Origin of the sequence: Bradyrhizobium sp. CIAT3101, from assembly GCF_029714945.1 — a bacterium.
Taxonomy (GTDB): Bacteria; Pseudomonadota; Alphaproteobacteria; order Rhizobiales; family Xanthobacteraceae; genus Bradyrhizobium.
On record NZ_CP121634.1, the window covers coordinates 260,984 to 286,167 of the forward strand.

Sequence of the window (25,184 nt, forward strand, 5' to 3'; positions counted from 1 at the left end):
GACCAATGAAAGACGCTTGTCGACAACGGATGCTTGTCAAAAACAATTGGCGGAGATCGCGCAATGCCTGCTGACCGCAAATGGGTTGAGAAGAACCTCGGCTTCGATCCGATCACCACACCACCACCGCGCGGGACCTTCGTGGTCAAGCGCATCGCGGATGCCGCCGTGAAGAAGACCGCGAAGGTCGCGCCCGAAGACTTTCAGCGCGAGATCATCGATTTCGATTCCGAATCGACCGAAGGCCGCGAGTTCATGGCCTTCTCGACCGCGACCGGGCTGTCGCGCTTCACCGATATTCCCTGGCCCAAGGGGCTCGCGCCGCAGACCGGGCCGAAGCCGGGCAATGGCAAGGGCCCGCTGCCGCGCGCCGACGTGCTGGTCGTGACCTGGACAGTCGACGAAGGGCACGCAACCAGCCGCGTGCTGACGCCGGGCAAGGACTCGCACAACGACTACGTCCCCTACACGCACAATTACGCGACCATCTCGAAGAAGATGCGCAACGGCTGCCCGGCCAAGGAGCTGAAGCGGCTCGGCGCCTTCTGGACCACGACGATCAACAAGAAGAAGGTCGTCGTCTTCAAGTCAGATTCGCACATGTCGCAGGACGGCCCGCAACTGCCGAACATCGACGTCTGGCGCCAGATCATCACCGAGGTGCAGCCCACGCTCGTGATCACCACGGGCACGGCCGGCGGCATCGGCAAAGAGGTCGAGGTCGGCGACGTCGTCGTCAGCCCGATCGTGCGCTTCGACTGCCTCTCGAAGTTCAAGAAGCAACCGTTTGCGCAGGAGCATTTCTCCAGCAAGCCGGCCAAGACGACGAAATTCGCGACGGCCAAGACGCTGTTCAAGGCCAATGCCGGGCAACTGCCGAAGACGAACACCCGTGCGCCGAAGATCTTCGTGACCAAGCCGAGCGAGCTGTCGTCGTCCGTGGTGACCACAGACTTCTTCGGCTTCGACACCTCGGACAATCACTTCAAGCTCCAGGGACTTGGCGACGTTTCCGAGATGGGCGACGCCATCCTCGGTCTCGTCGCCCAGGAGATGGGCGCCAAGGCGCCGCGCTGGCTCGCGATCCGCAACGTCTCCGACCCGCAGATCAAGGCCGAGGGCACGCTGAAGCAGCAGGAGCAGGTCGCCGCCCAGATCTACAAGGGATTTGGCCGCTGGAGCACGGTCTGCAGCGCCATCGCGTGCTGGGCCAGCATCGTGGTGGAGCCATAGGCCGCGGTCGTTCGATTGCCCCATAGTCGCCCCTCATGGTGAGGAGCGCGGAACGCGCGTCTCGAACCATGAAGGCCCGGCTGCGGGGCCTCTATCCTTCGAGACGCTTGCTGCACAAGCTCCTCAGGATGAGGGGCGAGAGTACTTATGACGCAATCAGGGCAGGTCAGCCTCCCTTGCCGAAGCGGCCCGGTATGTCTACCTCTCGCGGGTGGTTTGGTGAGAGGTTCCCATGCTGGATGCCGCCGTGAAGGCGCTGTCGCAAATGATGTCGCCGCCGATGCGCACGATCCTGTGGCGATCGATCGGGCTTGCACTGGTGCTGATCGTCGTGCTGGCGATCGGGTTGCAGCGGATGCTGAGCTGGTTCGCAACCTATGGCGAGGTCTGGCTCGAGGGCCTGCTCGGGCCGAGCTGGCACTCATCCCTCGAAGTCCTCGCCTGGATCATCTCGATTGCGGCCGGCCTCGGCGTCGTGTTCGGCAGCGTATTCCTGATGCCGGCGATCACCTCGCTGGTCGCGAGCTTCTTCGTCGACGACGTCGCCGACGTCGTAGAGCGCGAATATTATCCGGCCGAGCGGCCGGGCACGGCGCTGCCGTTCAACCAGGCCATCCTCGAGGGCATCAAGACGGCGCTGCTGACCCTCCTGGTCTATCTGATCGCGCTGCCGCTCGTGTTGTTTGCCGGCGCCGGTTTCCTGATCTTCTTCCTCGCCGCCGCGTGGCTGTTGGGCCGTGAATATTTCGAGCTCGCCGCGATGCGCTTCCGTTCGCCGGAGGACGCCAAGGCGATGCGGCGCGACAATGCCGCGACCATCTTCACCGCGGGCCTTTTCATCGCAGCCTTCGTCTCGATCCCGATCGTCAACCTGGCGACGCCGATCTTCGGCATGGCCTTCATGGTCCACATGCACAAGCGGCTATCGGGACCGCGGCCCGAGCTGATCGAGCCGGCGCGACAGATGCGGTGACGTTCGCTACGTCACCGCTACCCCGCATTTCCTCAGCAGCATCTTGGCGAAGCCGAATGGCGCGGGGGTGAACGGACCCGGCGGCGCGCGGGTGATCAGGGCGATGAAGCCGAGCGCTGATATCGCCAGCCAGAAGCAGAGCCAGAAACCGTCGATATAGGCGAGCACATTGGCCTCGCGCGCAACGAAGCTTGCGAGCGTGCCGACCGCGCGCGCCGGCGCCGAACCGACGCCGTGGGCGGCGAAGAGATCGGCAAGCTGCTTCAGCGCACGCACCACATTGACGTCGCCGACCTCCAGGTTCTGGCCGATATAGAAAGAATGGACCTGCTCGCGAACGCGCAACCAGGTTCCCATCAACGCCACGCCGATCTCGGCGCCGCCGAGCCGCATGACCTGGATGTAGGCGGCAAAGGCGGTGGCGCGGCTCGGATCGGAGTTGGACAGCAGCGTGATGATCAACGGCAGCAAGGTCAGCGACTGCCCGATCGACTGGAGCAGCACGATGCCGATGAAATCCTCGCGCGCCCAGTCATGGGTCAGTTGGGTCCCCCAGAGATTGGCAGCCGCGAAGCAGGCAAATCCGACGACCGCCACCGTGCGTGTATCGAAATGCCGCAGCAGCCAGATCGAGATCGGCACCAGCACGAACATCGGCAGCGCGCCATAGGTCAGCAACAAGAGGCCGCTCTGCTCCGGCCTGAGCAGACCGACATTGCCGAGGAAGTTTGGTACCAGCGACGAATTGGAGAGGCTGGTCAGCGTGTAGAGCAGGATCAAGACCAGGCCCAATCCGATGTTGCGCGAGAACAGCACATCGACATGGGCCCAGGGCTGGCGCACCAGCGATTCATTGACGATGAAGCCCGCGAACAGCACCGCGCCGCCGACGAGCAGCGCCATCACCGTCCCGGAGCCCAGCCAGTCGAGCCGATTGCCCTGGTCGAGGCCGGCATAGATCATCGAGACCGCGACGCCGAGCAGCAGCATGCCGCCCCAATCGGCCTCGCGCATCAACGCGCGGTTGACCGGCTCGCTCGGCGTGCCGAGATAAACCATCAGGCCCATCAGGGGCGCGATCACCACGCTCTGCCAGTAGACCCATTGCCAGCCGAGATGATCGACATAGAAGCCGACCAGCGAGCTCGACGTGTCGAAGGCAAAGCCGACGCGGATCGAGTAGAGCGAGATCGCCGGCAGCCACCAGCGCATCGGCAAGTTCCGGAATATGATCATCAGCGTCGCCGGCACGAAGGTGCCGAGCAGGAGGCCATGCACGACGCTGAGCGCGATCAGCGTCGGATAATCGTGCACCAAGGGAACGATCAGCGAGATCACAGCATAGATCAAACTCGGGATGCCGAGCACGCGGCGCAGGCCGAACGCGGTCGCAAGCCACGGCACTGCGGGCGCGATCAGGATCTGCGATCCGATGCCGGCGGTGGAGAGCCACGCACCCTCGTCGAACGAGAGCGAGAACGCGCCGCGCAGATCCGGCAAGCCGATTGTGGTCAGGCGGCTGTCGACATTGGTGAGGAACGAGCCGAGCAGCACCGCCGCCACGGCAAACAGCGGCTGAGGCGCGATGCCGCCGCGCGAGACCGGTCCGCGACGGGCGTCGTCATTTTCCGCCATCCGCGCCCTTCGTGTCGATGCTGGTGACAACAGACATGCCCGGCACGAGCCGCGCCAGCAAAGGCTGGTTGTCGTCGAACTGGATACGGACGGGAATACGTTGCACGACCTTGGTGAAATTGCCGGTCGCATTGTCGGGCGGCAGCAGCGCGACCTGCGCGCCGGTCGCGGGCGCAATACGCTCGACCTTGCCGCGCAGCTTCTCGCGCGAAAAGCTGTCGACGGTGATCTCGACCGGCTGACCCGGCATCACGTGCGTGAGCTGGGTCTCCTTGTAGTTCGCGATCACATAGACCTTCGGCAGCGGCACCACGTTGATGAGGTTGGTGCCGATATTGACGTAGTCACCGGGCTGCACCTGGCGCTCGCCGACGACACCGTCGAACGGCGCCGTGATCTTGGTGTAGCCGAGCTTGAGCTTCGCGCTCGCCAGCGTCGCCTTGGTGGCGTCGAGATCGGCGGCGCGCTGCTTCTTGGTGCCTTGCAGGACCTCGAGCTGATGCTGCTGGGCCGCGATCACGGCGCGGCTGGCGCGCACATCGGCTTGCGCCTTGGCCAAGCCCGCAACCGCCTGCTCGAGCCGCTGCCGCGTGCCGGCTTCGGTCTGCGTCAGCGATTGCTGGCGCTCCTGCTCCTGCTTGGCTTCGACCTCCAGCGCTTCCGCCGACAGCCGCGCGGCCTCGGCCTGTGCGATCGTCGCGTATTGCAGCTCGATCTGGTTGGCCAAATTGTCGAGCACGGCTTGCGCGGCGGCGACCGCCGCCTCGGACTGCGCGACCTGGGCCTCGTAATCGGCGGGATCGATCTGGATCAGGAGGTCGCCGGCCTTGACCCGCTGGAAGTCGTCCACTGCGACGGTCAACACCTCGCCGGAGACCCGGCTCGAGAGCCGGGTCAGGTCGGCGCGCACATAGGCATCATTGGTGGTCTGAACCACGGCATTGCCGACCCATTCGTCGAACCGCAATGTCGCCAGCGCGACGAAGGCGAGCGCGATGATCACGGCAAACATCGGGATCGCGAGACGGCTCCAGAGCGAGGACGCCGGCCGCTGCGTCGGCTTCGGCGGCGGCGCCGGCGTGGCTGCGGGCGGCGGTGACGGAACTTGTTCCTGCTGACTCAACGAATGCCCCCAAAACCACTTGGCCCGAACGCCACGTTCACACCGTCTTCTCCGGCCACCGGCAGAGATCGTTGATCAGGCAAACCTCGCAGCGCGGCTTGCGCGCGAGGCAAGTATAGCGGCCGTGCAGGATCAGCCAATGATGGGCATGCAGCATGAACTCGGCCGGGATCACCTTTTCGAGACCAAGCTCGACTTCCAGCGGCGTCTTGCCGGGCGCCAGTCCGGTGCGATTGCCGACGCGGAAGACGTGCGTGTCGACCGCCATGGTGTGCTCGCCGAAGGCCATGTTGAGCACGACGTTGGCGGTCTTACGTCCCGCGCCCGGCAGCGACTCGATCTCGGCCCGCGTACGCGGCACCTCGCCGCCGAAATCGCTGAGCACCTTGGCCGACAGTGCGATCACGTTCTTGGCCTTGGTACGGTAGAGGCCGATGGTCTTGATGTACTCGCGCAGGCGCTCTTCGCCGAGGTCGAGCATCTTCTGCGGCGTGTCCGCGATCTCGAACAAGGCGCGTGTCGCCTTGTTGACGCCGGCATCGGTTGCCTGTGCCGACAACACCACGGCAACCAGTAGCGTGAACGGATTGACGTGCTCGAGCTCACCCCTCGGCTCGGGATTGGCCTGTTGGAAACGGCTGAAGACCTCGCGAACTTCCGCCGGCGTCCAAGGTTTCATAGAATTGGGTTTGATGCCCTTGAGGGATTTCTTCGCAGGCGCCTTCGGTTTGGCCGTGGCTGCCTTTGCCTTTTTCTTCGGCACCGCCGCTTTGCGCGAGGCCGGCTTGCGGGTGATTTTCGCCATGATCGGGATATACTGAGGGACGATGAGCACAGGCAACGAAATTGAGCGCAAGCCTTCTGAAGATCCGCGCGAACAGCAGATCTTCTCCGCGCTGCTGACGCCGCACCGCTCGCTGAACCGCACCGGCTTCCTCGCCGTGATGCTGTTCCTGAGCGTCGTCAGCTTCGTCACCGGAATAGTCTTCCTGATGAAGGGCGCCTGGCCGGTGCTCGGCTTTTTCGGCCTCGACGTGCTCGTGGTCTGGTGGGCCTTCAAGGTCAATTTCCGGACCGGGCGGGCGCGCGAGGAGATCACGGTCACGACCTCTGAATTGCGCGTGCGCCGCGTCAGCCACCACGGCCAGGTGGCCGAATTCACCTTCAATCCGCTCTGGGTCCGCCTCGACATGGAGGTCGACGAGGATTTTGGCATCGAGCATCTCTACCTGATCTCGCGCGGTCACCAGATCCAGATCGCACGTTTTTTAGGGCCTGATGAAAAAGCGAGTTTTTACAAAGGCTTGATCGAGGCGCTGAACGCCGCCAAGCGCGGCCCGACCTACAACCCGGTGACCTGAAGCGCAGTCGGAAATCGGGTGGTTTCGCATCCCTGCCGCGCCTACATTTCCGACCATGATGACACTCGCCATACATGACCAGCGCCTGGCCAAGCCGGGCCCCCAGAACGCCGCGCTGCGCGACTACGATTCCGTGCGCCGGGCCATCGCGTTCATCTCGGAGAACTGGCGCGCGCAGCCGACCATCGAGGCGATGGCCGACGCGGCCGGCGTCACGCCGGATGAGCTGCACCATCTGTTCCGCCGCTGGGCCTCGATCACGCCGAAGGCCTTCATGCAGGCGCTCACCCTCGACCACGCCAAGGGATTGCTGCGGGACTCCGCCAGCATTCTCGATGCGGCGCTCGACTCCGGGCTCTCGGGTCCCGGCCGGCTGCACGACCTCTTCGTCACGCACGAGGCGATGTCGCCGGGCGAATGGAAGAACGGCGGCGCGGGCTTGACCTTGCGCTACGGCTTCCATCCCTCGCCGTTCGGCACTGCGATCGTGATCGCGACCGATCGCGGCCTCTCGGGTCTCGCCTTCGCCGACCCCGGCGAGGAGAAGGCGTCGCTGGCCGACATGACGCGACGCTGGCCGAACGCAACTTACATCGAGGATCACGAAGGCACCGCGCCGCTGGCGCAACGCATCTTCGACACGAAACTGTGGCGGCCGGACCAGCCGCTGCGCGTGGTGATGATCGGCACCGATTTCGAGGTGCGGGTGTGGGAGACGCTGTTGAAGATCCCGATGGGACGCGCGGTGTCGTATTCCGACATCGCCTGCAACATCGACAATCCGAAGGCCTCGCGCGCCGTCGGTGCAGCGGTCGGAAAAAACCCCGTCTCCTTCGTCGTGCCGTGTCACCGCGCCCTCGGCAAGAGCGGCACGCTCACCGGCTATCACTGGGGCATCACCCGCAAGCAGGCGATGCTGGGCTGGGAGGCCGGGCAGCTGGGGATGCAGTAGACGTCGCGCACGCGGCGCGCGATGCCTCCCGCTTGCGGCATCGACCGGTCACGATCGCTCGGGGATGACCGGCAAGACCACGAGCGACGGGCGATCGCGGTCCAGATAGATGCTGTTGCGAGCCACCCGGCGCGAGAGGCCCTTGCCCTCGGATGCGCCGGTGTTCGGGTTAACGTCGAAGTGGGGAAAATTGCTCGACGAGACATCGAGCCGGATGCGGTGCCCGCGCCGGAAGAGATTGGCGGTGGGGAAAGCCTCGACCGTCACTGCAACAGGTTCGCCCGGGTGCAGCAGCTCGGGCTTCTCCCAGGAATTGCGATAGCGCAGCCGCAGGATGCCGTCGGTCAGGTTCATGGCGAAGCCCTGCGGATAATCATCAGACGACGGATAGACGTCGATCAGCTTGATCGTGATGTCGGTATCGAGCTGGTCGGACGAAACCCAGAGATGAGCCACGATCGGCCCGGTGATTTCGATGTCGCGATCGAGCACCGGCGTCTCGAAGACCAGCACGTCGGGGCGTGCGGCAAGCGGAAGATAGGGCTCGCGCGAGCCGAAGAAGCGCGGTCCCTCGGTCTGGTCAAACGCCCCGCCAACCATCACGGGAGCGCCCGAAGTCACCGTACCACCGATCGTCGGCACCGGATGCGCCGGATCGAAATCGAAGGTCAGCGGCTCGACTGCTGCCGCAGGCGGTTCCGGCGCGAGACGGCCGTTCTCATGCAGATGGTAGGGCGTATTGCGCGCGTCCGGGATAGGCCAGTCCTTTTCGGCGCGCCAGCGTCCGCCATGGTCGAGCCGGCCTGCAGCATTGCGGCGGCCGGAGCCGCCTCCCATGACGAAAATCCGTACCGCCGGCTCTTCGGCCACACCGTTGGGCTCGCCCTTCAGCCAGGCGTCGAACCAGCGCAATCGCAGGCTCAGATAATCCTGCGCCAGATTGCGGTCGAGCGTGGCGGCCGGCCCGAAATCGACGTCGCCTGCATAGGTCAGCGAGCGGTCGCCGTGCGTCCAGGGGCCAAGGATCAGCCTGACCGGGCCCTTCTTGCGGGCCTTGAGACCGATGTAATTTTCGGTCGCCGTGCGCGGATAGGGATCATACCACGCCGACATGTGCACCATCGGCGCGTCACTGAACTGATCGTAGTAGCCAGCCGCGTGAATGCCGATCTGCTTCCAGTAATCGTCGAAATTGCCGTGTTCCCACTGGTCGTAGACATAGTTTTCGTATTCGGGAGCGGGCGTCAGCGGAGAATGGCCGCGCTTCCAGGGCATGCGCGCGAACCAGGCCTTCAGGTCGATGGCCTTCATTTCGGCGAGCCGGATTGGATCGTTCTGAACCGCAGGGCTGACCAGTCCGTTGTTGAAGCCCCAGGTCACCTGCTTCAGCTCGAAGGCTCCGCCCTGGCGAATCCCGCCCTGGTAGGAATTGGAGAAGCCGCCGCTGTCGAGAAACATCGCGGCAATGCCTGGCGGGTTGGTGCAACCGAGCGCGCCCTGGGTATGAGCCGCGTAGGATAGCCCCATGGTGCCGATCTTGCCGTTGCACCACGGCTGAGCCACGATCCATTTGCAGCAATCGTAGCCATCGTTTCCGTCGCTCAGATATTTGACGAACTCGCCTTCGGAATCATAGCGCCCGCGGCAGTCCTGATAGATCACGACATAGCCGGTCCTTGCGAAGAACGCCGCAACCTCGGCACGCGATTTCGGTTTCGGCTCCGCGACGGATATTTCGGATCGACTGACGATATTGCGGCCGTAGGGGGTACGCTCGAGAATGACAGGAAACGGGCCGGGCAGTGCCTTCCCGTTCAGCGCGGGGCGGTAGACATCGGTGGCAAGCCTGATGCCGTCGCGCATCGGCACCATGATTTTGGCTTCGAGGATCACCTCGTAGGACTGGGCCGCCTTTCCGGCGCCGGCGACCGACATCAAACCAAGGCCAATGCCAAGCTTGGCGGCTTCACGTCGGGAGATTCCGCTCCGTGCCGAACCGTCCATGGAGGCCCGCCCTTTCTGCGCCGCTCCGCACCAGCTCCCGAACGATTACGACGCCAGATCCAGCTTCGACGCCACCGTCGAATCCGCATTGAGCCGATAGATAATCGGCACGCCGGTCGCGAGCTCGCGCTTCAAAATGCCTTCGGGCGACAGCTTCTCCAGCACCATGATCAGCGCGCGCAGCGAGTTGCCGTGGGCGGCGACCAGCGTACGCTTGCCGTTGAGCACGCCGGGCAGGATTTCCTGCACGTAATAGGGCAGCGCGCGCGCCAACGTGTCCTTCAGGCTTTCGCCACCGGGCGGCGGCACGTCGTAGGAGCGGCGCCAGATCAGCACCTGGTCCTCGCCCCACTTCTTGCGCGCGTCGTCCTTGTTGAGGCCGGAGAGATCGCCGTAGTCGCGCTCGTTCAGCGCAAGGTCTTTCGAGGTCGGCAGGCCCTTCTGGCCGAGCTCGCCGAGAATGAGATCGAGCGTGTGCTGCGCGCGCGTGAGCACCGAGGTGTAGGCGACGTCGAACACGAGGCCCTGTGCCTTGAGCTTGCGGCCCGCCTCGGAGGCTTCCTTCACGCCGAGCTCGGTGAGATCAGGGTCCTTCCAGCCGGTAAACAGGTTCTTCAGATTCCATTCGCTCTGGCCGTGCCGCACCAGCACGAGAAGACGTTCGCTCATTGACAGTTTCCGTTGCTTGCTTGGTTCAGATGTCAGCGAGGCCGAGCACGTCGGCCATGGAGTAGTGTCCCGGCTTCTTGCCGTGCGCCCACAACGCCGCTTTCAGCGCGCCGTGTGCGAACAGCATGCGGTCTTCGGCGAGATGCGACAGCGTCAGGCGCTCGAACTGGCCGAGGAAGGTCACGCTGTGCTCGCCGGCGACGGTGCCGCCGCGCAACGAGGCAAAGCCGATCGCGCCGGGCTTGCGCGCGCCGGTGATGCCGTCGCGACCGCGTTCCGAATGCTCATCGTCGAGCGGGATGCCGCGACCGGCAGCCGCCGCCTGGCCCAGCATCAGCGCAGTGCCCGAGGGGGCATCGACCTTCATGCGGTGATGGGACTCGACGATCTCGATGTCGAAATTCTCGTCGAGCGCCTTGGCGACGCGCTTGACCACCGCGGCGAGCAGATTGACACCCAGGCTCATATTGCCCGACTGAACCACGACGGCGCGGTTGGTGACGCTCTTGATCACGGCGTTGTCGGAAGCCGACAGCCCGGTCGTGCCGATGACATGGACGAGCCCGCGCTCGGCGGCGATCGCGACATTGGCGATGGTCGCGGCCGGCACGGTGAAATCCAGAATGCCGTCGGCGTCCTTGGACATCGCCCAGAGGTCGGCGGACAGCTTGATGCCGTTTTCGGGCAGGCCCGCGAGCACGCCGGCATCCTTGCCGAGCAACTCCGAGCCCGGCGCCTCCAGGGCGCCTGCGAGCACCGCGCCTTTGCTGTCGGCAATCGCCCGCGTCAGGGCGCGGCCCATCCGGCCACCGGCTCCAGCAACAATCAGGCGCATATCTGACATGGTTTGATCCTCTCAGCGCCGTTGTAGCGGCGGGATGCAGTTCCGGCAACCGAGAGGCCATGGGCGCACGACGCGCACCCACCCTCCCCTGGAGGGGGAGGGTCGGCTCACATGGAGCGAAGCGAAATGTGAGACGGGGTGGGGTGACAGTCTCTCCGCGACGCACAGTCCCCGTGTGGAGAGATCACCCCACCCCGCCCGCGCTTCGCGCGATCGACCCACGGGCGAGCTACGCTCGTCCCGGACCCCTCCAGGGGAGGGTAAAGAAGACCGTGCCTCAGCCGTCCGATGGCTGCGGGCCGTCATAGCCCTCGATGATGATGAGGTCGGCGATCGAGTGCGGTTGGCGCACCTTGATGTTGGCCTGGTATTCCGGGGAATTGTAGCAGGCGATCGCGGTCTGGTAGTCCGGGAATTCGATCACGACGTTGCGGGTGCGGCTTGCACCTTCGACGGTGGTGAACTTGCCGGCGCGGACGACGAAGCGGCCACCCCATTTCTTGAAGATCGGACCATTGGCGACGGCGTAGGGCTTGTAGCCCTCGTCACTGCTCACGTCGACGCGTCCGATCCAGTAGCCTTTTGCCATTGTTCTTCTCCCTGGGTGTTGGTTAGGCAAGTGCCTGCGCAATCTCGACCTGGATGGCCTCTGCGATCGCCTTGGGGTCGGAGGCTTCCACCACCGGCCGCCCGACGACGAGATAATCCGCGCCCGCGACAATCGCACGACCGGGCGTCATGATGCGCTTCTGATCGCCTGTTGCCGAACCCGCCGGGCGAATGCCGGGGGTGACGAGATGCATCTGGTGGCCGACGATCTTGCGCAAGGCTCCGACTTCCTCGGGCGAGGACACGAGCCCGTCGACGCCAAGCACCTGCGCCTGCTGCGCGCGCGCTTCGACCAGCTCTGAGACGCCGAGCCGGTAGCCGGCCGCGTGCAGATCGTCCTCGTTGTAGGAGGTCAGCACCGTGACGGCGAGGAGCTTCAGCTTCGAGGAGCCGCGGCCTTCGACGGCGCCCTTCATGGTCTGCGGATAGGCGTGCACGGTGAGGAAGGTCGCACCCAACTTGGTGATGCTCTCGACGCCTTGCGTCACGGTGTTGCCGATGTCGTGCAGCTTGAGATCGAGAAAGACCTTCTTGCCCTTGTCGGCAAGCTTGGCGACCAGCGGCAAGCCGCCGGCATAGGCGAGGCGATAGCCGATCTTGTAGAAGGTGACGCTGTCGCCGAGCCTTGCGATCATCGCCTCCGCGGCATCGACACTGGGTAAATCGAGCGCAACGATCAGGCGGTCTTTCGGGGCGATTTCGGCTTGCGTCATGTCACCTCACATCATGCGTTGGGAAATGTCGATCAACTGCCGCACCATCTCTTTCATGGCGTCGATATCGCCCTGGTTCTTGAGCCTGTCCATATCGTCATAGGCCTGGTCGGCAAAGGCGAGCGTGAGCTGGCTGGCAATCACATTGGCGTGGCAGGATGTCAGGATCAGCCGCAACGCTTGCAGCGCGCGGGCCGCACCAAGCCGGCTCTGCGAAGCACCGGCAAGCGCGAAGGCGCGGTTGCGGAAGACGTCGCCACGCGCCTCGTGCAGATCCTGCACGCGACTGACCCAATCGATCGCATTCTTGAGCAGCGGCGGCACCGAGGCGTTGTACTCGGGCGAGACGATCAGCACGCCATGATGCGTACCGATCATGCGCTTGAGATTGATGGCGTGCTTCGGGATGCCCGACTTGGCCTGGAGATCGCCGTCGTAGATCGGCAGCGGAAAATCGGCGAGCGAGATGCGGGTGACGTCGACGCCGGCCTGGGCGAATTCATAGGCGGCGACCGCGGCCAGCTTCGCGTTGTGCGAGCCGGTGCGCAGCGAGCCGGGAATGACCAGGATTTTCGGGGCTGACATCCTCTTCCATACGTTCGGCGAAACGAGCCCGCCGCGCATGAAAGGAAGCCGGCGGAATTAGTCCTTGCGATACACCCAGACGCGGGCCGGCGGAAGGTTCATCCAGATCCGTTCCGAGGCCTCTGTGGACACGCCGGGCAGCGATTTCGGGATCGGCGGCACCACCGCATAGGTGAACTGGACGAAGGGCGCGCCGGGCGAGAGCGCCGTAAAGGCATCGCGGATCAGCCGCAGCCGCGTCAGCATCGGTTTCGTGACCAGCGGCAGGCCGGACACGACGGCGGAGGCGGGCGCGCTCAGCACGTTCCAGAGCGTGTCGCGCAGGCGGTAGGCATCGCCCTGCACCACCTTGGCCTGCGGATAGCGGTCGCGCAAAAGCGCGCAGAAGCCGGGATTGTATTCGACCAGGACGAGGCGCTTCTGATCAACGCCGCGCTCGACCAGCGCCGAGGTGATGGCGCCGGTGCCGGGCCCGAGCTCGACCACCGGAGCATCCGAATCGACATCGACGTAGTGAGCCATGGTCCGGGCAAGCAGCTTGCCCGACGGCATCACCGCGCCCATGTGGAGGGGCTTTTCGATCCACGATCTGAGAAAGCGCACCTCGTCATCAAGACGAGGCTTCTTCAACGCACGCGCGGACGACGGCAATGGCATGTCTGGACCGGACGGGACGAGACCGCATGATCGCGGCGTGTCAGAAAATGGTCATAAACAGGTATAGGCCGAAGGCGGTACGGTCAAGACGGCTCAACTCGCCCGATTACCGAAGAAATCCTTGACCTTGGTGAAGAAACCCTCGGATTCCGGCTGGGTGTTGCCGGAGGAGAGCTTTTCGAACTCGGCCAGCAATTCCTGCTGCTTCTTGGTGAGGTTCTGCGGGGTCTCGACCACGACCTGGACGTACATGTCGCCCATCTGGCGCGAGCGCAGCACCGGCATGCCCTTTGATGCAATGCGGAATCGGCGGGCGGACTGGGTTCCGGCCGGCACCTTCACCTTGGCCTTGCCCTTGTCGATGGTCGGCACCTCGAATTCACCGCCGAGCGCGGCCGTGACCATCGAGATCGGCACACGGCAATGCAGATCGGCGCCGTCGCGCTGGAAGAACTGATGCTGGGCCAGCGACAGGAAGATGTAGAGGTCGCCGGGCGGGCCGCCACGGACGCCGGCCTCGCCTTCGCCGGCGAGCCTGATCCGGGTGCCGTCCTCGACGCCCTGCGGAATGTTGACCGACAGCGTCCGCTCGCGGGTGACGCGACCCTGGCCCGAACAGGACGGGCAGGCGTCCTCGATCATCTGGCCGCGGCCCTGGCAGCCGGGGCAGGTGCGCTCGAGGGTGAAGAAGCCCTGCGACTGCCGCACGCGGCCGGCGCCGCCGCAGGTCGAGCAGGTCTTCGGCTTGGTGCCGGCCTTGGCGCCGATGCCCGAGCAGGCCTCGCAGGTGACGGAGACCGGGATCTCGATCTGCGCGGTCTTGCCGCCGAAGGCTTCCTCGAGGGTGATTTCCATGTTGTAGCGCAGGTCTGCGCCACGCTCACGGCCGCCGCGGCCGCGCTGCCCGGCCATGCCGAACAGGTCTTCGAAGATGTCGGAGAAGGAAGAGGCGAAGCCCGCGCCGAAACCAGCGCCGCCGCCACCGGGACCGCCCTGCTCGAAAGCGGCGTGGCCGAAGCGGTCATAGGCCGCGCGCTTGTCCTTGTCCTTCAGGACCTCGTAGGCCTCGTTGATTTCCTTGAACTTGACCTCGCTGCTGTCGTCCCCGGGATTGCGGTCGGGGTGAAACTTCATCGCAAGCTTGCGGAAGGACGATTTCAGGACCGAATCGTCGGCAGAGCGTTCGACTTCGAGGGTTTCGTAATAGCAGCGCTTGGTGGACATTTCTGACTCGGCCTATCCAATCGCGATTCAAGTCGGGGCGAAGCAACGTCGCCACGCGACCATATAGGCAGCCTTCCGCGCGATGGCAGAGGGCTGCATGGCAGCGTTGAGCTTAGTGGCTGGGAATTGATTGATCGTAACGGGACCGATCGAAACAGATCCGCCGCCCGTCGCGCCCGACACGAAAGCCTCCCCCCTGAGGGGGGAGGCCAATGCAGCGTGTGGGGTCCAAGCCGTCCGCATCATACCCTCTCGGGCTTAAGCGGACTTCTTGTTGTTCTTGTCGTCGTCGACTTCGGTGAATTCCGCGTCGACGACGTCATCCTTGGCCGCATCCCTCTTGGCGTCGGCCTCGGCTTGCTGCGCGTACATGGCCTCGCCGAGCTTCATCGAAGCCTGGGCCAGCGTGTTGGTCTTGGCCTTGATCGCCTCGGCATCGGTGCCCTTCAGCGCTTCCTTGAGGTCGCTGACGGCGTCCTCGATGGCGCGGCGCTCGGTCTCGCCGACCTTCGAACCGTGCTCGGCCAGTGCCTTCTCGGTGGAATGCACCAGCGCGTCGGCGTGGTTCTTGGCATCGACCGCCTCGCGGCGCTGCTTGTCGGCCGCGGCGTTTGCTTCGGCGTCCTTGACCATCTTGTCGATGTCGGCTTCCGACAGGCCGCCCGAGGCCTGAATGCGGATCTGCTGTTCCTTCGCAGTCGCCTTGTCCTTGGCCGAGACGTTGACGATGCCGTTGGCGTCGATGTCGAAGGTCACCTCGATCTGCGGCATGCCGCGCGGAGCCGGCGGAATGCCCATCAGGTCGAACTGGCCGAGCATCTTGTTGTCGGCCGCCATTTCACGCTCGCCCTGGAAGACGCGGATGGTGACCGCGTTCTGATTGTCCTCGGCGGTCGAGAACACCTGGCTCTTCTTGGTCGGGATCGTGGTGTTGCGGTCGATGATGCGGGTGAACACGCCGCCCAGCGTCTCGATGCCCAGCGACAGCGGGGTCACGTCGAGCAGCAGCACGTCCTTGACGTCGCCCTGGAGCACGCCGGCCTGGATCGCGGCACCGATCGCCACGACTTCGTCCGGGTTGACGCCCTTGTGCGGCTCCTTGCCGAACAGCTGCTTCACGACTTCCTGGACCTTCGGCATGCGCGACATGCCGCCGACCAGGACGACTTCGCCGATCTCACCGGCGGTGACGCCGGCGTCCTTCAGCGCCTTGCGGCAGGGCTCGACGGTCTTCTGGACGAGGTCGTCGACCAGCGCTTCGAACTTGGCGCGGGTAAGCTTCATCGTCAGATGCTTCGGACCGGTCTGGTCCGCGGTGATGAAGGGCAGGTTGATCTCGGTCTGCGTCGTGGACGACAGCTCGATCTTGGCCTTCTCAGCGGCTTCCTTCAGGCGCTGCAACGCGAGCTTGTCGTTGCGCAGGTTGATGCCCTGCTCCTTCTGGAACTCGTCGGCCAGATAGCCCACGAGGCGCATGTCGAAATCTTCGCCGCCGAGGAAGGTGTCGCCGTTGGTCGACTTCACCTCGAACACGCCGTCGCCGATTTCGAGAATGGAAATATCGAACGTGCCGCCGCCGAGGTCGTACACGGCGATCGTGCCGGTCTTGGTCTTGTCCAGACCATAGGCCAGCGCAGCCGCGGTCGGCTCGTTGATGATGCGCAGCACTTCAAGGCCCGCGATCTTGCCGGCGTCCTTGGTGGCCTGACGCTGGGCGTCGTTGAAGTAGGCGGGAACAGTGATGACCGCCTGGTCGACCTTCTGGCCGAGATGGGCTTCCGCGGTCTCCTTCATCTTCTGCAAGATGAACGCCGAAACCTGCGAGGGCGAGTAGGTCTGGCCGTCGGCCTCAACCCATGCGTCGCCGTTGGAAGCCTTCACGATCTTGTACGGAACGAGCTTCTTGTCCTTCTCGACCATCGGGTCGTCGTAGCGGCGGCCGATGAGGCGCTTCACTGCGAAGAACGTACGCTCTGGATTGGTCACGGCCTGGCGCTTGGCGGGCTGGCCGACGAGGCGCTCACCGTCGTCCGTCACGGCGACGATCGAAGGCGTCGTGCGCATGCCTTCGGAATTCTCGATAACTTTGGCGTTCTTGCCATCCATTACGGCGACGCACGAATTCGTGGTGCCGAGGTCGATCCCAATGACCTTTCCCATGGTCCTGATATCCTTGTTTTTGCGGCAGGTTGGCTGGGCCCAGAAGGCACCCGAACCGAAACCCCCTAAGATCAAACATTCGCGATATTGCGATGGTTGACGCTCATATAGGAGGGGGGGAGGGGCCCGCAAGGACCGAACGCAAGTTTCGGCCGTGAAAACATTGGGTTTTGGAAGATCATATCCGGGCTCAACCGCCCTTGCGGGTGAGGAAATATTAACAGGTTCGGCGATCTGCCGGCCCTGCCGCCGTGGTCGGCCCCGGCCCTGTTACCGGCGCGCCAAACCCGCTACAAGGCCGACCTGCCGGACAGCCTCGCCATGGGGCCGCCTCGCGCGACAAAGCGGCCCAATCGCCGACCATTGAACGGCCTCAATGTGAACCAATCAGAGTGCCCATGAAGCTGACCCGCCCCCTCGCCGCGCTCGCCCTCCTCGTTGCCACGGCACTTCCGGCGCTTGCCGCCGATGCCGTCTACCCGCCCGGCTTGCGCCTCGGCATGGTGCCGCTGGTCGGGTTGAACACGGCCAAAACCTTTCCGGGCTTCGAGAACGAGGATGGCAGCGTCAAGGTGCTGGTCACCGAACTGCCGCCGGCGGCTTACGGCGAGGTCGTGAGCGCCTTCACCGCCAATCCGGCCGGCAACAATGGCGTCAAGCCGGACAAGATCGAGACGCCGGCGGGCCTTGCCTATTTCACCACCGAGAGCGGCAAGGCCGGCACGACGCCGGTGAAGCGCTATTCGATGATCGTGCCGGGCACCGGCTTCTCCGGCTATGTCGCGGTGCAGGTCCCCGAAAACGCGTCGAAGATCTACACCGATGACGCGGTCCGCCAGATGTTTGCGACCGCCACCACCCGCAAGGAAGTGTCGGCTGACGAGCAGATCGGGCTGATGCCGTTCAAGATCACCGATCTCGCCGGCTTCAAGGACGTCCGCACGCTGGTGCCGGGCTCGAGCCTGATCCTGGCCGACGGCAACGAGAGCTCGGGCTATGAATCGAAGCCCTTCATCATCCTCGGCCTGATCGGCGCCACTCCGCAGCAGGCTGACGACCGCGCCCGCTTCGCCCAGGAAGCCGCGCTCCAGATTCCCGGCGTACGCGAGTCCCGCGTCACCATGTCCGAGCCGATCCGCATCAACGGCCAGCCGGGCTTTGAGACCCGGATCGACGGCGTCAGCGGCAAGGACAAGACCCCGGTGACGGTGGTGCAGTGGATCCGCTTCGGCGGCGGCACCTCGCTGCGCATCATCGCCAGTGCGCCGCGCGACCAATGGTCGGACGCCTTCACCCGCTTCCGCGCCGTGCGCGACGGCATCCAGCCGAAGGGCTAGCACGGTTCGTCCAGCACCCTCGGTGTCGTCCCGGCGAAGGCGATGTTGGGGCTGGCAGCTCAACCGCTAGCCAAAGCCGGCTGCATTTTCGGGCTTTTGTTCGTACACGAACGGAATTAGGCTTCCCTCCATTGGATCAACCTTTGAGGGGAGGTGGACGATGCTGGACCGACGACAAATCCTGGCGGCGCTGGGGACCACGGCGCTCGCGAGTCTCGCACCAAGCGCACTTTTCGCGGCAGCCTCGATCAAGCCGGATGACACCTCCGCGCTGCTCGTGATCGACGTGCAGAACTGCTTCCTGCCCGGCGGCAGCCTCGCGGTGAAGGAAGGCGAGCAGGTCGTGCCCGTCATCAACAAGATGGCGAAAGCGTTTTCGAACGTGGTGATGACGCAGGACTGGCACACGCCCGGCCACGTCTCGTTCGCATCGGTGCATTCCGGCAAGAAGCCGTTCGAGACCATCGACCTGCCCTACGGCAAGCAGGTGCTGTGGCCCGACCATTGCGTGCAGGGCACCGACGGCGCGGCGCTGTCGAAGGACCTTTCGATCCCGCAGGCCGAACTCATCATCCGCAAGGGTTTCCACAAGGACGTCGACAGCTATTCGGCGTTCCTCGAAGCCGACGGCAAGACAACGACGGGCCTTGCGGCCTATCTGAAGTCGCGCAAGATCAAGCGCGTCTTCGTTGCGGGTCTCGCGACGGATTTCTGCGTCGCCTGGACCGCGCTCGATGCACGCAAGGCAGGCTTCGAGGTCTATGTCGTGGAAGACGCCTGCCGCGGCATCGATACGCAGGGCTCGCTCGCGAAGGCCTGGGCCGACATGGCCAAGGCCGGCGTGAAGCGGATTCAGTCTGCGGACATCGCAGTGAGCGCGTAAGGCGCGGCAACTCTCAAACCCTCATCCTGAGGAGCGCGCCGCTTGGCGCGCGTCTCGAAGGATGAAGGCCGAGGCGTGAGAGCTGGGCCTGCATGGTTCGAGACGGCGCTGACGCGCCTCCTCACCATGAGGGATCAGAGCGCGCTCAGTTCGCTTCGTTGCTGTTCGCGGCCGGCGCAGGCTTGGCGCCACCCTTGGCGACGCCGACCAGCGCCGGGCGCAGCACGCGCTCGCCGATGGTGTAGCCGGCCTGCATGACCTGCACGACGGTGCCGGCGGGCACCGACGCATCCGGCACCTCGTACATCGCCTGCTGGAAGTTCGGATCGAACTTCTGGCCCTGCGGATCGAACTTCTTCACGCCATGCTTTTCCAGCGCGTTGAGCAGCGAACGCTCGGTGAGCTCGACGCCCTCGATCAGCGCGGTCAGGCCGGGATCGGCCGCGGCACGCGCTTCGGCCGGAACGGCATCGAGCGCGCGCTGAAGGTTGTCGGCGATGTCGAGCACGTCGCGGGCAAAGCCGGTGACGCCATAGAGCTTGGAGTCAGCGACCTCCTTGGCGGTGCGCTTGCGCAGATTTTCCATCTCGGCCAGCGTCCGCAGCATGCGGTCGCGCGCCTCGGCGGCTTCCTTCTGCAGCAATTCCACCGAACCCGGCTCGGGGTCGTCGGGCATGATGTAGGGTTTCGACACCACGGGCTCGCCGGTCGCGGCAGTCGTGTCTTCGGGTTGCCGGTCTCGATCGGTCATCGGCTCTCTTTTCGAACTGGTCTTACGGGATTTTGCTGGCCCGGATATCGTGCTTCGGGCGCTGAAAATCAAGCGCCCGTGATCGTCTCAAATGCCGGTCAGCCCCCCAGCAGGCGGCTGACGATGCGGGCGGCGTAGTCCACGGTCGGGATCACACGGGCATAATTCAGCCGCGTCGGCCCGATCACGCCCAAAACGCCGACGATGCGGCCGGCGGCATCCCGATAGGGCGAGATGATGGTGGAGGACCCCGACAGCGAAAACAGCTTGTTTTCGCTGCCGATGAAGATCCGGACGCCCTCGGCGGTTTCGGCACGCCCCAGCAGGTCGATGACGCCGCGCTTGGTCTCGAGATCGTCGAACAGCAGGCGAACGCGCTCGAGATCCTCCAGCGCGTGCAGGTCCTCCAGCAGATTGGCGTGGCCGCGGACGATGAGCTGGCGGTCCTCATTCTCGCCGCCAGACCAGCTCGCGATCCCGGCCGAGATCACCTTTTGCGTCAATTGATCGAGCTCGGCGCGAGCCTCGCCTAGCGCGGTTTCCAGCTCGAGCCGCGCCTCGGCGAGCGTCCGGCCGCGAATCCGCGCATTGAGGAAATTGCCGGCTTCGATGATGGCGGAGGAGGGAACTCCCGGCGGCAGCGCCAGCACGCGGTTTTCAACCTGGCCATCCTCGCCGACCAGGATCACCAGTGCCTTTTCGGGTTCCAGCCGGACGAACTCGATGTGCTTCAGCCTTGTATTTGATTTCGGCGTCAAAACGACGGCCGCGGTGCGGGTGAGACCCGACAGCCGCGTCAGCGCCTGATCGAGCGCCGCCTCGACTGATTGGGCCTGACCGACGGAGGTCAGCTGGCTCTGGATCGACTGCCGCTCCGCCTCGTTGAGATCGCCGACCTGCATCAAGGCGTCGACGAAGAAGCGCAGGCCGAGTTCCGTCGGTAGCCGGCCGGCAGACGTGTGCGGGGCGTAGATGAGGCCGAGATGTTCCAGATCGGCCATGACGTTGCGGACCGAGGCCGGCGACAGCGGCATCGCGATCAGCCGCGAGATGTTGCGCGAGCCCACCGGCTCGCCGGTCGCGAGGTAGCTTTCGACAATTTGACGAAAGATGTCGCGTGAACGCTCGTTGAGCTGGGCGAGGCCTGCGCGCGGCGCGATCAGATGGATCGGATCGTGATGGGCCACAGACGGTAACTCCTCTCAGATGCTCATAATTTGTCCATCCCCGAGGGTTCTGACAAGCGTGGCGTTTGCGGGGTGGAAAACCCGGGGTGAAAAAGCCTTGTCCTTTCCCCTTGCCGCCCACCCTCACCCCACCTACAAGCACCGCGAATAGCCCTTTTCCGAGAGTTTTGGAGGATTCCCCATGCGGCCAAGCCGCCGTGCGCCCGACGAATTGCGCCCCGTGACGCTTGAGCGTGGCGTGGTCAAATACGCGGAAGGCTCCTGCCTCGTGAAATTCGGCGACACCCATGTGCTGGTCACCGCCACCCTGGAAGACCGCCTGCCGCCCTGGCTGAAGGGCCAGGGCCGCGGCTGGGTCACCGCCGAATACGGCATGCTGCCGCGCGCGACCTCCGAACGCACCCGCCGCGAAGCGGCCGCCGGCAAGCAGAGCGGCCGCACCGTCGAGATCCAGCGCCTGATCGGGCGTTCGTTGCGCACCATCGTCGATCTCGAAGCGCTCGGTGAGCGCCAGATCACGGTCGATTGCGACGTGCTCCAGGCCGATGGCGGCACCCGCACCGCCTCGATCACCGGTGCCTGGGTCGCGCTCGCCGACTGCATCAACTGGATGAAGACGCGCAACATGATCAAGGCCAACGTGATGCGCGACAACGTCGCCGCGATCTCGTGCGGCATCTATCAGGGCAAGCCGGTGCTGGATCTCGACTATGCCGAGGATTCCGAAGCCGAAACCGACGCCAATTTCGTCATGACCGGCGACGGCCGCATCATCGAGGTGCAGGGCACCGCGGAACGCGAGCCGTTCACGCAGGACGAGTTCCTCGCGCTGATCGCCCTGGCGCAAAAGGGCATCGCGCGTCTGGTGGACTTGCAGAAACTGGCTGTCGCGTAGTCAATAGGCCCATGCACCGCCGAATCACCGGAAAGCTCGTCATCGCGACCCACAATCCCGGCAAGCTCGCCGAGATGAAGGAGCTGCTCGCGCCTCACGGCATCGAGGTGGTGTCGGCCGGCGAGCTCGGCCTGCCCGAGCCCGACGAGACCGGCAACGACTTCCGCAGCAATGCCGCGATCAAGGCGATCGCGGCGGCGCAGGCGACCGGATTTCCATCCTTCGCCGATGATTCCGGCATCGTGGTCGATGCGCTCGACGGCGCGCCCGGCATCTACAGCGCGCGCTGGGCCGGACCGTCCAAGGATTTCGCCGCGGCCATGGCGCAGATCGAGCGCCTGTTGCAGGAGCGCGGCGCCACGACGCCCGACAAACGTAAATCGCATTTCGTCTCGGCGCTCTGCGTCGCCTGGCCCGACGGTCATCTCGAAGAGGTCGAGGCGCGCGTCGACGGCACAATGGTCTGGCCGCCGCGCGGTACCGCCGGCTTCGGTTACGATCCGATGTTCTTGCCCGACGGTCACACGCGCACCTTCGGCGAGATGGAAAGCATCGAGAAGCACGGCCTGCCGCCACTCGGCCTCGGCCTGTCGCACCGCGCCCGCGCCTTCGTGAAACTGGCGGAGATCTGCCTTGAGCCGCGCTAAAGCGTTTTCAAGCGAAGTGGACACCGGTTCGCGCCGGGAAAACGCGTCAAAACAAGAATCTGAAGCTTTTGGCGTCTACGTGCACTGGCCGTTCTGCCTGTCGAAGTGTCCCTATTGCGACTTCAACAGCCATGTCCGCCACGCCGCGATCGACGAGGCGCGTTTTGCCTCCGCGTTCGCCCGCGAGATCGAAACCACCGCACAGCGCGCGCCCGGCCGTGAGGTCTCCTCGATCTTTCTCGGCGGCGGCACGCCGTCGCTGATGCAGCCTTCGACCGTCGGCGCCGTGCTCGACGCGATCGGCCAGCATTGGAACGTTGCCAATGACGTCGAAGTGACGCTCGAGGCAAACCCGACCAGTGTCGAAGCCACGCGCTTTGCCGGCTATCGCGCAGCCGGCGTCAATCGCGTTTCACTGGGCGTGCAGGCGCTGGATGACGCCTCGCTGAAAGCGCTCGGCCGCATGCACAGCGCGCGCGAGGCGCTCGATGCCGTTGCGATCGCGCGCCGCTCGTTCGATCGCTATTCGTTCGACCTGATCTACGCCCGCCCGGACCAGACGCCGGCGATGTGGGCCGACGAGCTGCGTCTCGCCATCGATGAAGCGGCCGAGCATCTGTCGCTCTACCAGCTCACCATCGAGGAAGGCACGCCGTTCTTCGGCCTGCACCAGGCCGGCAAGCTGAAGACGCCGGACGAAGCCGTCGCGCGCGCGCTCTACGACGTGACGCAGGAGACCTGCGACAAGCTCGGTCTGCCGGCTTACGAGATTTCCAATCACGCGCGGCGCGGCGCCGAGTGCCGGCACAATCTGGTGTACTGGCGCGGCGAGGAATATGCCGGCATCGGTCCCGGCGCACATGGCCGCCTCGACATCGACGGCGCGCGCCATGCCACCGCCACCGAGAAGCGGCCCGAAGCCTGGCTGATGCGCGTCGAAAGCAGCGGCCACGGCGTCGTCACCGACGATCTCCTCAACAGCGAAGAACGCGCCGACGAATTCCTGCTGATGGGATTGCGCCTCGCCGAGGGCATCGACCCCGAGCGTTACACGGCGCTCTCAGGTCGCCCGCTGGACCCCGGTCGCATCGCGCTGCTGCGCGAGGAAGGCGCGATCACGGTCGATGCAACGGGCCGTTTGCGCGTCACGAGCAGCGGATTCCCGGTGCTGGACGCTGTGGTCGCGGATCTCGCGGCATAGCGAGCTCTTGTAGGGTGGGCAAAGCGAAGCGTGCCCACGCATTCTTTGAAATAGAGAGAGATCGTGGGCACGGCGCAAGGGCGCCTTTGCCCACCCTACGGCACCGTCGTCCTGAACTACGCCCCAAAGCTCTTCGGCGAACCCGCGACCGCAACACCGCCGCCGGTCGTCACCTTCATCACCGCAAGGCCCCGCTCGTTGGTGCCGTCGGCGCGGAAGCGGAACAGGCCGTCGATGCCGGCGAAGCCGGAGGGATTGGTGAGCACGTCGGACGAGAAGCGCGTGGTGCCCTGCGTGCGCGCGAGTGCGGCCACGAGTGCGACCGCGTCATAGGCAAGTGTCGCGGTGCGGATCGGCTCGGCGCCGTATTTGGTGCGGTAACGGCCGGCGAATGCGCGGAAGCCGGCGGGATCCGGCGCGGCGTAGAGGCCGCCTTGCAGGTTCGGGCTGGCATAGACCCGCGGGCTGTCCCAGAGGCCGGTGCCGAGCAGCTGGATGTTGCGTAAGTTCGCGCCCGCGGCCGTCATCGCATCCGCGACCGCGACGACGGCATCGCCGTCATCGGCAATGAACAGCGCATCGGCGCTGCCGAGCTGTTGCGCGACAGTGCGCGCGGGCGTGGCGCGATCGGCGCCGTATTTCTCGAATGCGACGATGCGTCCGCCGCGCCTGGGCACCGCGGCCTTCACCGCGGCTTCGACGACATTGCCATAGGCATTGTCGGGCAGGAGCACGGCGACGGAACGTTTTCCGATGCTGGAGGAATATTCGACGATGCGATTGACGTCGGACTCCGGCAGGAAGCTCAAGAGATAGACGCCGCGGCCGGCGACGCTCGAATCCGTCGAGAACGCCATCACCGAAATGCCCCGCGTGCGCGCGACCTGCGCCACGGCCGGGACCGACTGCGCGAACAGCGGCCCCAGGATGATCTCGGCGCCTTCGTCGACCGCCTGCTGCGCGCCGGCTTGCGCGCCCTGCGGGCTGCCATTGTCGTCCTTGATCAGGAGCTGGATGTTCGGGTTCTGGAACTCGGCCAGCGCCATCTCGGCAGCGTTGCGCATCGACTGCGCGGCGAGCCCGGCATTGCCCGCGGCCGACAGCGGCAGGATCACCGCAACCTTCACCCCGCCGGTGCCGGCGGTGGTCGCCTGCTGCGGCGGGCCTGCCGGCTGGGCCGGCGGCGGAGAGGAACTCGAGAACGGGTTGGAAAACTGGCTGAGGCTCTGCTGCACGCCGGCGCAGGCTGACAGCAGGGGCGTGCCGAGCAGCAGGCCAAGCGCACTCCGCCGGGTCGCACCCGCGAAACGGGGCCCCTCAACGGGAGACTTCAGATCACGCGGGCCCACCATTGCAACTTCTCTTCTGATCGTCCGTCGCCGGCCGATCACAGCAAATCTTGCCGCGACAGAACCCGCGGATTCAGGCATATTGTCGGCAAATAGTTAACCAAAACAAAAGGATAATGACCGCTTAACGCGGCTGCCCTCGCTGCCTGGCTGGCTGTTCGCCGTCCGTCATCCAGCATCAAGGCGGGCTTT

General features: G+C 65.0%; 24 protein-coding genes. 9 read left to right on the top strand and 15 right to left on the bottom strand.

Features of this window, described 5'->3' with window-relative positions; all coding sequences use genetic code 11:
* Window positions 1-63: 63 nt before the first annotated feature.
* Both QA645_RS01065 and QA645_RS01070 read left to right on the top strand, forming a co-directional pair.
* On the top strand, window positions 64-1,233 hold the full coding sequence (locus QA645_RS01065) for a hypothetical protein (RefSeq protein ID WP_283047626.1): 1,170 nt from the start codon (window positions 64-66) through the stop codon (window positions 1,231-1,233).
* Between the two features lie 232 nt (window positions 1,234-1,465).
* Window positions 1,466-2,206: a sulfate transporter family protein gene (locus QA645_RS01070; RefSeq protein WP_283047628.1), complete on the top strand. Its 741-nt coding sequence runs from the start codon at window positions 1,466-1,468 to the stop codon at window positions 2,204-2,206.
* A gap of 6 nt (window positions 2,207-2,212) precedes the next feature.
* On the opposite strand, the gene QA645_RS01075 is transcribed toward QA645_RS01070, so the two are convergent.
* Genes QA645_RS01075 through nth form a run of 3 tightly spaced genes read right to left on the bottom strand, consistent with a single transcriptional unit; the run spans window position 2,213 to window position 5,769 of the window.
* Window positions 2,213-3,841, bottom strand: coding sequence for an MFS transporter (locus tag QA645_RS01075; protein WP_283047630.1), 1,629 nt, complete (start codon window positions 3,839-3,841; stop codon window positions 2,213-2,215).
* Window positions 3,828-4,964, bottom strand: coding sequence for an HlyD family secretion protein (locus tag QA645_RS01080; protein WP_283047631.1), 1,137 nt, complete (start codon window positions 4,962-4,964; stop codon window positions 3,828-3,830). Before QA645_RS01080 ends, QA645_RS01075 begins: the two co-directional genes overlap by 14 nt.
* Window positions 4,965-5,001: 37 nt before the next feature.
* A complete protein-coding gene (gene nth, locus QA645_RS01085; RefSeq protein ID WP_283047633.1) occupies window positions 5,002-5,769 on the bottom strand; it encodes an endonuclease III in 768 nt (255 codons plus the stop codon).
* 22 nt (window positions 5,770-5,791) lie between these two features.
* Here nth and QA645_RS01090 point away from each other — a divergent pair, with 22 nt between their 5' ends.
* Together QA645_RS01090 and QA645_RS01095 are read left to right on the top strand one after the other, a co-directional pair.
* The gene (locus QA645_RS01090) at window positions 5,792-6,325 is read left to right on the top strand and encodes a DUF2244 domain-containing protein (protein WP_283047635.1); all 534 of its coding nucleotides are present in this window, start codon (window positions 5,792-5,794) and stop codon (window positions 6,323-6,325) included.
* A gap of 55 nt (window positions 6,326-6,380) precedes the next feature.
* On the top strand, window positions 6,381-7,277 hold the full coding sequence (locus tag QA645_RS01095; protein ID WP_254127338.1) for a bifunctional helix-turn-helix domain-containing protein/methylated-DNA--[protein]-cysteine S-methyltransferase: 897 nt from the start codon (window positions 6,381-6,383) through the stop codon (window positions 7,275-7,277).
* Window positions 7,278-7,325: 48 nt separating this feature from the next.
* Here the strand turns inward: QA645_RS01095 and QA645_RS01100 are convergent, their stop codons facing one another.
* The 9 genes from QA645_RS01100 to dnaK all read right to left on the bottom strand — a co-directional run bounded on the left by QA645_RS01100 (window position 7,326) and on the right by dnaK (window position 16,742).
* Window positions 7,326-9,281 carry a CocE/NonD family hydrolase gene (locus QA645_RS01100; RefSeq protein ID WP_283047638.1) on the bottom strand — a complete coding sequence of 652 codons (1,956 nt, stop codon included), beginning with the start codon at window positions 9,279-9,281 and terminating at the stop codon, window positions 7,326-7,328.
* Between the two features lie 45 nt (window positions 9,282-9,326).
* Window positions 9,327-9,950 carry a 2,3-bisphosphoglycerate-dependent phosphoglycerate mutase gene (locus QA645_RS01105; RefSeq protein WP_148777218.1) on the bottom strand — a complete coding sequence of 208 codons (624 nt, stop codon included), beginning with the start codon at window positions 9,948-9,950 and terminating at the stop codon, window positions 9,327-9,329.
* Window positions 9,951-9,975: 25 nt separating this feature from the next.
* The gene (gene dapB / locus QA645_RS01110) at window positions 9,976-10,794 is read right to left on the bottom strand and encodes a 4-hydroxy-tetrahydrodipicolinate reductase (RefSeq protein WP_254127341.1); all 819 of its coding nucleotides are present in this window, start codon (window positions 10,792-10,794) and stop codon (window positions 9,976-9,978) included.
* Window positions 10,795-11,071: 277 nt separating this feature from the next.
* Window positions 11,072-11,383: a DUF1330 domain-containing protein gene (locus tag QA645_RS01115; protein ID WP_212301930.1), complete on the bottom strand. Its 312-nt coding sequence runs from the start codon at window positions 11,381-11,383 to the stop codon at window positions 11,072-11,074.
* Window positions 11,384-11,405: 22 nt separating this feature from the next.
* The gene (pyrF, locus tag QA645_RS01120) at window positions 11,406-12,116 is read right to left on the bottom strand and encodes an orotidine-5'-phosphate decarboxylase (RefSeq protein WP_283047641.1); all 711 of its coding nucleotides are present in this window, start codon (window positions 12,114-12,116) and stop codon (window positions 11,406-11,408) included.
* Window positions 12,117-12,122: 6 nt separating this feature from the next.
* Window positions 12,123-12,701 (bottom strand): NAD(P)H-dependent oxidoreductase, encoded by a 579-nt coding sequence (locus QA645_RS01125; RefSeq protein WP_254127343.1) that lies wholly within the window; start codon window positions 12,699-12,701, stop codon window positions 12,123-12,125.
* 57 nt (window positions 12,702-12,758) lie between these two features.
* Entirely contained in the window at window positions 12,759-13,358 is a 600-nt protein-coding gene (locus QA645_RS01130; protein ID WP_254191187.1) for an rRNA adenine N-6-methyltransferase family protein, read from the bottom strand.
* A gap of 93 nt (window positions 13,359-13,451) precedes the next feature.
* On the bottom strand, window positions 13,452-14,582 hold the full coding sequence (dnaJ, locus tag QA645_RS01135; protein ID WP_254127345.1) for a molecular chaperone DnaJ: 1,131 nt from the start codon (window positions 14,580-14,582) through the stop codon (window positions 13,452-13,454).
* Between the two features lie 258 nt (window positions 14,583-14,840).
* Window positions 14,841-16,742: a molecular chaperone DnaK gene (dnaK, locus tag QA645_RS01140; RefSeq protein ID WP_254127346.1), complete on the bottom strand. Its 1,902-nt coding sequence runs from the start codon at window positions 16,740-16,742 to the stop codon at window positions 14,841-14,843.
* 398 nt (window positions 16,743-17,140) lie between these two features.
* Here dnaK and QA645_RS01145 point away from each other — a divergent pair, with 398 nt between their 5' ends.
* A complete protein-coding gene (locus tag QA645_RS01145; protein ID WP_283047645.1) occupies window positions 17,141-18,079 on the top strand; it encodes a hypothetical protein in 939 nt (312 codons plus the stop codon).
* A 160-nt stretch (window positions 18,080-18,239) separates the two neighbouring features.
* Window positions 18,240-18,962, top strand: coding sequence for a bifunctional nicotinamidase/pyrazinamidase (gene pncA / locus QA645_RS01150; RefSeq protein WP_283047646.1), 723 nt, complete (start codon window positions 18,240-18,242; stop codon window positions 18,960-18,962).
* Window positions 18,963-19,107: 145 nt separating this feature from the next.
* Here the strand turns inward: pncA and grpE are convergent, their stop codons facing one another.
* Both grpE and hrcA read right to left on the bottom strand, forming a co-directional pair.
* A complete protein-coding gene (gene grpE / locus QA645_RS01155; protein WP_254127349.1) occupies window positions 19,108-19,713 on the bottom strand; it encodes a nucleotide exchange factor GrpE in 606 nt (201 codons plus the stop codon).
* A gap of 98 nt (window positions 19,714-19,811) precedes the next feature.
* Window positions 19,812-20,900 (bottom strand): heat-inducible transcriptional repressor HrcA, encoded by a 1,089-nt coding sequence (gene hrcA / locus QA645_RS01160; RefSeq protein ID WP_283047649.1) that lies wholly within the window; start codon window positions 20,898-20,900, stop codon window positions 19,812-19,814.
* A gap of 181 nt (window positions 20,901-21,081) precedes the next feature.
* Between hrcA and rph the strand changes: the two genes are divergently transcribed.
* From rph to hemW, 3 genes are read left to right on the top strand one after another with little or no spacing between them, the layout of a single operon-like run.
* Window positions 21,082-21,795, top strand: a complete 714-nt coding sequence (gene rph, locus QA645_RS01165) for a ribonuclease PH (protein WP_148777231.1) — start codon at window positions 21,082-21,084, stop codon at window positions 21,793-21,795.
* 11 nt (window positions 21,796-21,806) lie between these two features.
* Complete coding sequence (rdgB, locus tag QA645_RS01170) at window positions 21,807-22,442, top strand: RdgB/HAM1 family non-canonical purine NTP pyrophosphatase (protein ID WP_283047652.1); 636 nt, start codon at window positions 21,807-21,809, stop codon at window positions 22,440-22,442.
* A 16-nt stretch (window positions 22,443-22,458) separates the two neighbouring features.
* On the top strand, window positions 22,459-23,643 hold the full coding sequence (gene hemW / locus QA645_RS01175) for a radical SAM family heme chaperone HemW (RefSeq protein WP_283053622.1): 1,185 nt from the start codon (window positions 22,459-22,461) through the stop codon (window positions 23,641-23,643).
* A gap of 116 nt (window positions 23,644-23,759) precedes the next feature.
* On the opposite strand, the gene QA645_RS01180 is transcribed toward hemW, so the two are convergent.
* Window positions 23,760-24,995, bottom strand: coding sequence for a penicillin-binding protein activator (locus QA645_RS01180; RefSeq protein WP_254127354.1), 1,236 nt, complete (start codon window positions 24,993-24,995; stop codon window positions 23,760-23,762).
* Between the last annotated feature and the right edge of the window lie 189 nt (window positions 24,996-25,184).

What these genes read in the sequence shown, in the direction of transcription:
- QA645_RS01125 (WP_254127343.1), bottom strand. Translation starts at nt 12,701, where the DNA reads ATGTCAGCCCCGAAAATCCTGGTCATTCCCGGCTCGCTGCGCACCGGC.
- dapB (WP_254127341.1), bottom strand. Translation starts at nt 10,794, where the DNA reads ATGTCAGATATGCGCCTGATTGTTGCTGGAGCCGGTGGCCGGATGGGC.
- QA645_RS01075 (WP_283047630.1), bottom strand. Translation starts at nt 3,841, where the DNA reads ATGGCGGAAAATGACGACGCCCGTCGCGGACCGGTCTCGCGCGGCGGC.
- dnaJ (WP_254127345.1), bottom strand. Translation starts at nt 14,582, where the DNA reads ATGTCCACCAAGCGCTGCTATTACGAAACCCTCGAAGTCGAACGCTCT.
- pyrF (WP_283047641.1), bottom strand. Translation starts at nt 12,116, where the DNA reads ATGACGCAAGCCGAAATCGCCCCGAAAGACCGCCTGATCGTTGCGCTC.
- QA645_RS01105 (WP_148777218.1), bottom strand. Translation starts at nt 9,950, where the DNA reads ATGAGCGAACGTCTTCTCGTGCTGGTGCGGCACGGCCAGAGCGAATGG.
- QA645_RS01065 (WP_283047626.1), top strand. Translation starts at nt 64, where the DNA reads ATGCCTGCTGACCGCAAATGGGTTGAGAAGAACCTCGGCTTCGATCCG.
- QA645_RS01090 (WP_283047635.1), top strand. Translation starts at nt 5,792, where the DNA reads ATGAGCACAGGCAACGAAATTGAGCGCAAGCCTTCTGAAGATCCGCGC.
- QA645_RS01070 (WP_283047628.1), top strand. Translation starts at nt 1,466, where the DNA reads ATGCTGGATGCCGCCGTGAAGGCGCTGTCGCAAATGATGTCGCCGCCG.
- QA645_RS01145 (WP_283047645.1), top strand. Translation starts at nt 17,141, where the DNA reads ATGAAGCTGACCCGCCCCCTCGCCGCGCTCGCCCTCCTCGTTGCCACG.
- QA645_RS01115 (WP_212301930.1), bottom strand. Translation starts at nt 11,383, where the DNA reads ATGGCAAAAGGCTACTGGATCGGACGCGTCGACGTGAGCAGTGACGAG.
- dnaK (WP_254127346.1), bottom strand. Translation starts at nt 16,742, where the DNA reads ATGGGAAAGGTCATTGGGATCGACCTCGGCACCACGAATTCGTGCGTC.
- grpE (WP_254127349.1), bottom strand. Translation starts at nt 19,713, where the DNA reads ATGACCGATCGAGACCGGCAACCCGAAGACACGACTGCCGCGACCGGC.
- QA645_RS01095 (WP_254127338.1), top strand. Translation starts at nt 6,381, where the DNA reads ATGATGACACTCGCCATACATGACCAGCGCCTGGCCAAGCCGGGCCCC.
- QA645_RS01130 (WP_254191187.1), bottom strand. Translation starts at nt 13,358, where the DNA reads ATGCCATTGCCGTCGTCCGCGCGTGCGTTGAAGAAGCCTCGTCTTGAT.
- rph (WP_148777231.1), top strand. Translation starts at nt 21,082, where the DNA reads ATGCGGCCAAGCCGCCGTGCGCCCGACGAATTGCGCCCCGTGACGCTT.
- QA645_RS01180 (WP_254127354.1), bottom strand. Translation starts at nt 24,995, where the DNA reads ATGGTGGGCCCGCGTGATCTGAAGTCTCCCGTTGAGGGGCCCCGTTTC.
- QA645_RS01100 (WP_283047638.1), bottom strand. Translation starts at nt 9,281, where the DNA reads ATGGACGGTTCGGCACGGAGCGGAATCTCCCGACGTGAAGCCGCCAAG.
- rdgB (WP_283047652.1), top strand. Translation starts at nt 21,807, where the DNA reads ATGCACCGCCGAATCACCGGAAAGCTCGTCATCGCGACCCACAATCCC.
- nth (WP_283047633.1), bottom strand. Translation starts at nt 5,769, where the DNA reads ATGGCGAAAATCACCCGCAAGCCGGCCTCGCGCAAAGCGGCGGTGCCG.
- pncA (WP_283047646.1), top strand. Translation starts at nt 18,240, where the DNA reads ATGCTGGACCGACGACAAATCCTGGCGGCGCTGGGGACCACGGCGCTC.